2 protein-coding genes and 1 pseudogene are annotated in these 6087 nt (G+C 71.5%); all 3 read left to right on the forward strand.

Going from position 1 to position 6087, the window contains the following annotated elements:
• The first annotated feature begins 95 nt into the window (after positions 1-95).
• Entirely contained in the window at positions 96-1715 is a 1620-nt protein-coding gene (locus NBZ83_RS29480; protein ID WP_261576262.1) for a pyridoxal phosphate-dependent decarboxylase family protein, read from the forward strand.
• A 188-nt stretch (positions 1716-1903) separates the two neighbouring features.
• A complete protein-coding gene (gene dnaE, locus NBZ83_RS29485; RefSeq protein ID WP_261576261.1) occupies positions 1904-5437 on the forward strand; it encodes a DNA polymerase III subunit alpha in 3534 nt (1177 codons plus the stop codon).
• Between the two features lie 308 nt (positions 5438-5745).
• Positions 5746-6087 (forward strand): annotated as a pseudogene (locus NBZ83_RS29490) (SAM-dependent methyltransferase); the annotation flags it as partial.

Genomic DNA, 6087 nt, shown 5'->3' on the forward strand with positions numbered 1-6087 from the left:
GCCCCGGCCCTCACCCCACTGCCGGCGGTGGGGAGCTGACCGGGAACGCCGATCCCGGGAACGCCGATCCCCCGCAGGCCGATCCGGGGGACGCGCTGCGGGCCGCGCTGCGCGCCGCCGCCGGACACGCCGACGCCTGGCTCGCCGGCCTCGCCGAGCGTCCGGTACGCCCGGCGCACGGCGCCGCCGAGGTCCTGGCCCGGCTCGACGGCCGGCTGCCGGCGGGCCCCAGCGACCCGGTGGCCGTCGTCGACGCGCTCGTCGAGGCGGTGGGGGGCGGGCTGACCGCCACCGGCTCGCCCCGCTTCTTCGGTTACGTCGTCGGCGGCACACTGCCCGCAGCGCTCGCCGCGGACCTGCTCGCCGTCGTCTGGGACCAGAACGCGGCGCTGGCGTCGCTGTCACCCGCGGCCAGCGCCGCCGAGGCCGTCGCCGGACGCTGGGTCGCCGAGCTGCTGGGCCTGCCGTCGGGGGTGTCCGTCGGGTTCACCACCGGTACTCAGATGGCGCACGTCACCGCGCTCGCCGCCGCCCGCCAGCGGGTGCTCGCCGACGCGGGCTGGGACGTCGCCGCCGACGGCCTGACCGGGGCGCCGCCGGTCCGCGTGCTCGCCGGTGCGGACCGGCACGCCACCGTCGACGCCGCGCTGCGCCTGCTCGGCTTCGGCACCCGCACGATCGTGGAGGTGGCCACCGACGCCCTCGGCCGCATGCGCCCCGACGCCCTGCGCACCGCCCTCGCCGCAACCGCCGCCGCGCAGCGACCGACGATCGTCGTCGCCCAGGCGGGAGAGATCAACACCGGCGCGTTCGACCCGCTCGCCGAGATCTGCGCGCTCGCCCACGTGCACGACGCCTGGGTACACGTCGACGGCGCCTTCGGCCTGTGGGCGAAGGCGTCGGCGTCGGCGCCGCGCCGCGCCCTCGTCGCGGGCGCCGAACTCGCCGACTCGTGGGCGACCGACGGTCACAAGTGGCTCAACGTCCCGTACGACTGCGGGATCGCGCTCGTCGTCGACCGGACGGCCCACCGGCAGGCGATGTCGGCGTCGGCGGACTACTTCGTCCTCGACTCGGCGGGGCAGCTCGACCCGGTGGACTGGACGCCGGAGTTCAGCCGGCGGGCCCGCGCCCTCGCCGTCTACGCGGCGCTGCGCTCGCTGGGCCGCTCCGGCCTGCGCGACCTCGTCGACCGCTGTTGCGACCTCGCCGACGATGCCGCCACCCGGCTCGCCGCGCTGCCGGGGGTGACCGTGCTCAACGCGACCGGCGACCGCGGCGGCCCGGGGCCCCTCGTCGCGCTCAACCAGGTCCTGATCCGGGTGGACGACCCGAGCCCGGCGGCCGAGCACGCTCACGACGCCCGGCCGGCGGCGGGGACGGCGGCTCGGGGCGACCGGCTGACCCGGCGGGTCACCGCGGCGGTGACGGCGGGCGGCGAGGCGTACGTGACCGGCACGGTGTGGCGGGGCCGCGCCGCGATGCGGCTGTCGGTGAGCAACTGGGCGACGACGCGGCGGGAGATCGACCGGGCGGTCGCGGCGATAGCCGACGCGATCGCCGACGCGATCGCCGACGCGACAGCCGACGCGGCAGCCGAGGCCCGGCGCGGGCTGGTCCGGCCGGGCACCGTAACGGTGCCGGCGGTGGCCGGCCCGGTCCGGCCACCTCGTCCTCGTGACGCCGATCCGCACCCCGGCGGTGTCCCTTTGTGATGGTCGGGCCGACACGGCGGTGGAGGCGAAGGCGGGCTCGGGCGGGCCGCTAGGCTGCCGGAGAAAGCCCCGTCCATCCGGCCGATCCCCGTGGCGAGCGCACCCGGCGCGCCGGTGTGCCGTCCGCCCGTGCCGGGGTCATCGGCCCTCGTTTCGACCGGCGTGCCCAGCGCGCGGGAGGGTCCGACGTGTCAAACTCCTTCGTCCACCTGCACGTTCACACCGAGTACTCGATGTTGGACGGGGCGGCTCGGCTGAAGGACATGTTCAGCGAGGTGTCGCGCCAGCAGATGCCGGCGGTCGCCGTCACCGACCACGGCTACATGTACGGGGCGTACGACTTCCACAAGCAGGCCACCGCCGCGGGCGTGAAGCCGATCATCGGCTGCGAGGCGTACGTGGCGCCGGAGTCGCGCCTGCTCAAGCAGCGGGTCCGCTGGGGCGAGCCGCACCAGAAGGGCGACGACGTCTCCGGCGGCGGTTCCTACACCCACATGACGATGTGGGCGCGCAACGCCGACGGGTTGAAGAACCTGTTCAGGCTGAACTCGCGGGCGTCGATCGAGGGCCACTACATCAAGTGGCCGCGGATGGACCAGGAGATCATCGCCGAGCACTCCGACGGGCTGATGGCGACGACCGGCTGCCCGTCCGGCATCGTGCAGACCCGGCTACGCCTGGGCCAGTACGACGCCGCCCTGGCGGCCGCCGCCACCTATCAGGAGATCTTCGGCAAGGAGAACTTCTTCTGCGAGATCATGGATCACGGGCTCGACATCGAGCGCCGGGTCCGTGACGGTCTGGTCGACATCGCCCGCGCGCTGGACATGCGGTTCGTCGTCACCAACGACTCGCACTACACCTACGAGTCCGAGCGTGACGCCCATGCCGCCCTGCTGTGCGTGCAGACGGCCTCGACGGTGGCCAACCCGGCGTTCCAGTTCGAGGGCTCGGGCTACTACCTCAAAAGCGCCGAGGAGATGTACGGGATCGACTCCTCGGACATCTGGCAGGAGGGCTGCGAGACCACGCTGATGATCGCCGAGCGGGTCGACCCGAGCGGCATGTTCGCCAAGCACAACCTGATGCCCCGCTTCCCGGTGCCCGACGGCGAGACCGAGGAGAGCTGGTTTCGCAAGGAGACCTGGGCCGGGATGGCCCGGCGCTTCCCCGACGGCTTCGACGACGACCACCGCGAGCGGGTCGAGTACGAGACGCGGGTCATCCTGCAGATGGGGTTCCCGTCGTACTTCCTCGTCGTCGCGGACTTCATCATGTGGGCGAAGGGCCAGGGCATCCCGGTCGGGCCGGGCCGCGGCAGCGCCGCCGGGTCGATGGTCGCCTTCGCCCTCGGCATCACCGACCTCGACCCGATCCCCCACTCGCTGCTGTTCGAGCGCTTCCTCAACCCCGAGCGCGTGTCCATGCCCGACATCGACATCGACTTCGACGAACGTCGCCGCGGCGACGTGATCCGCTACGTCACCGAGCGGTGGGGCGACGACCGCATCGCGCAGATCGTCACCTTCGGCACGATCAAGGCCAAGGCCGCGATCAAGGACTCCTCGCGGGTTCTCGGCTACCCGTACGCCGTCGGTGACCGGATCACCAAGGCGATGCCGCCGGCCGTGATGGGCAAGGACATCCCGCTCGGTGGCATCTTCGACCCGAAGCACCCGCGCTTCAGCGAGGCCGGGGAGATCCGCGGGATGTACGAGTCCGACGCGGACGTCAAGAAGGTCATCGAGACGGCGAAGGGCCTGGAGGGGCTGATCCGCCAGGCCGGGGTGCACGCGGCCGGTGTCATCATGTCCGCCGAACCGATCATCGACCACATCCCGGTGTGGCGCCGCGACGCCGACGGCGCGATCATCACCCAGTTCGACTACCCGACGTGCGAGACCCTCGGCCTGCTCAAGATGGACTTCCTGGGCCTGCGCAACCTCACCGTCATGGACGACGCGGTGCGCAACGTCGAGGCCAACCGCGGCGTCCGCATCGACCTGCTCGGGCTCACCCTCGACGACTCCGCCGCCTACGAGCTGCTCAGCCGCGGCGACACCCTGGGGGTGTTCCAGCTCGACGGCGGCCCGATGCGCTCGCTGCTGCGGATGATGCGCCCGGACAACTTCGAGGACATCTCCGCCGTCATCGCCCTCTACCGGCCGGGGCCGATGGGCGCGAACTCGCACATCAACTACGCGCTGCGCAAGAACGGCCAGCAGGATCGCACGCCGATTCACCCGGAGCTGTCCGGCCCGCTCGCCGACATCCTCGACACGACCTACGGCCTGATCGTGTACCAGGAGCAGGTCATGGCCATCGCGCAGAAGGTCGCCGGCTACTCCCTCGGCGGCGCGGACCTGCTGCGCCGGGCGATGGGCAAGAAGAAGAAGGAGATCCTCGACAAGGAGTTCGTCCCCTTCTCCGAGGGGATGAAGACCAACGGGTACTCCGAGGCGGCCATCAAGACGCTGTGGGACATCCTCGTCCCGTTCTCCGACTACGCCTTCAACAAGGCCCACACCGCCGGCTACGGCCTGGTGTCCTACTGGACGGCGTTTCTCAAGGCGAACTACCCGGCCGAGTACATGGCCGCGCTGCTGACGTCGGTGCGCGACGACAAGGACAAGAGCGCGATCTACCTCAACGAGTGCCGCCGGATGGGCATCCGGGTGCTCCCGCCGGACGTCAACAGCTCCAACGCCGACTACACCGCGCACGGCGACGCCGAGATCCGGGTGGGCCTTGCCGCCATCCGCAACGTCGGGACCAACGTCGTCGAGTCGATCGTCCGGACCCGCAGGTCAAAGACCCGCTTCGTCTCCTTCCCGGACTTCCTCGACAAGGTCGACGCGGTGGTCTGCAACAAGCGCACCATCGAGTCGCTGATCAAAGCCGGCGCGTTCGACGCGCTCGGGCACACCCGCCGCGGCCTGGTGGAACGGCACGAGCAGGCCGTCGACGCGGTGATGGGTGTCAAGAAGAAAAACGCCGAGGGCCAGTTCGACCTGTTCGCCCTCGACGCCGACGACGACCCGGGTACCGCGCCCGCGTTCGGTGTGCAGGAGTTCTCCGACCAGGAGTGGGACAAGGCCGTCAAGCTGTCCCACGAGCGGGAGATGCTCGGGCTCTACGTCTCCGACCATCCCCTGCGCGAGGTCGAGCACATCCTGACCGCGCGGGCGGACTGCAGCATCGCCGCGCTGACCGGCGGGGAGTACGCGGACGGGTCCACCGTGACCATCGCCGGAATCATCTCCAGCCTGCAGCGCAAGGTGACCAAGCAGGGCAAGCTGTGGGCGCTGACCACGGTCGAGGACCTCGCGGGCGGGCTGGAGGTGATGTTCTTCCCGCAGACCTACGAGGTGTGCTCCACCCAGCTCGCCGAGGACGCCGTCGTCATCGTCCGGGGTCGCCTGGACAAGCGGGAGGACACCCCGCGCCTGATCGCCGCCGAGCTGACCGTGCCGGACCTCAGCGAGGCGGCGCTGAGCCCCCCGGTGGTGATCACCATGTCCGCGGCCCGGGTGAACCCGCCGACGGTGGAGCGGCTGCGCGAGGTGCTGGGCACCCACCCGGGGACGACCGAGGTGCACCTGCGACTGCAGACCCCCGGCCAGACCACCCTGCTGCGCCTCGACGACGCCTACAAGGTCCAGCGCACCCCCGCGCTGATGGGCGATCTCAAGGCTCTGCTCGGCGCGGCGGCGGTCGCCTGATCGCAGCGCGGCCGCACCCGCCGTCACCTGCGGGTTTACTGTCGTCAAAGGGTCGTTTTATTCCCACGAACGGGGATACCGGCATGCGACACCGGACACCGTTCGGACACGGTGTTTCTGGGGGACGATGGAATCCAGGTAACCAGGTGCGACCGCGCCCCGCGGGGGCTGGGCCGACCACGGGCCGCAGTCGACCGACCGGGTAAGACCCCGTGTGGGCGTGGCTCGAGGTCGGGCGGGTGCCGACCGGGCAGACTCCGGCGACGTCCCAGCCGAAGGGACCGCGCACACGACCCGGAGGATGCGCCTTGACGATCAGTCGAGAACTGGAGGAGCACGAGCCCGCCGCCCAGACCAGCCCTGTTCCGGACCCACAGTGGTCGCCGGAGCTGGTACGGGCGACCCGCACCCTGCTCGAGACCTTCATCGGGACCGCGCCACCGGTGCGGATCGTCCTGTGGGACGGCTCCGCGCTCGGCCCGGACACCCCCACGCAGGTAGTGGTGCGCTCGCCGGAGGCGATGCGCCGTGCCCTGTTCCGCCCCGGCGAGCTGGGTTTCGCCCGCGCGTTCGTCGCCGGCGATCTCGACGTCGAGGGCGACGTCTTCGCCGCGCTGGCGCTGCGCAACCATCTGTCCACCATCCCCCAC

Source organism: Frankia gtarii (genome assembly GCF_025403375.1).
GTDB lineage: Bacteria > Actinomycetota > Actinomycetes > Frankiales > Frankiaceae > Frankia > Frankia gtarii.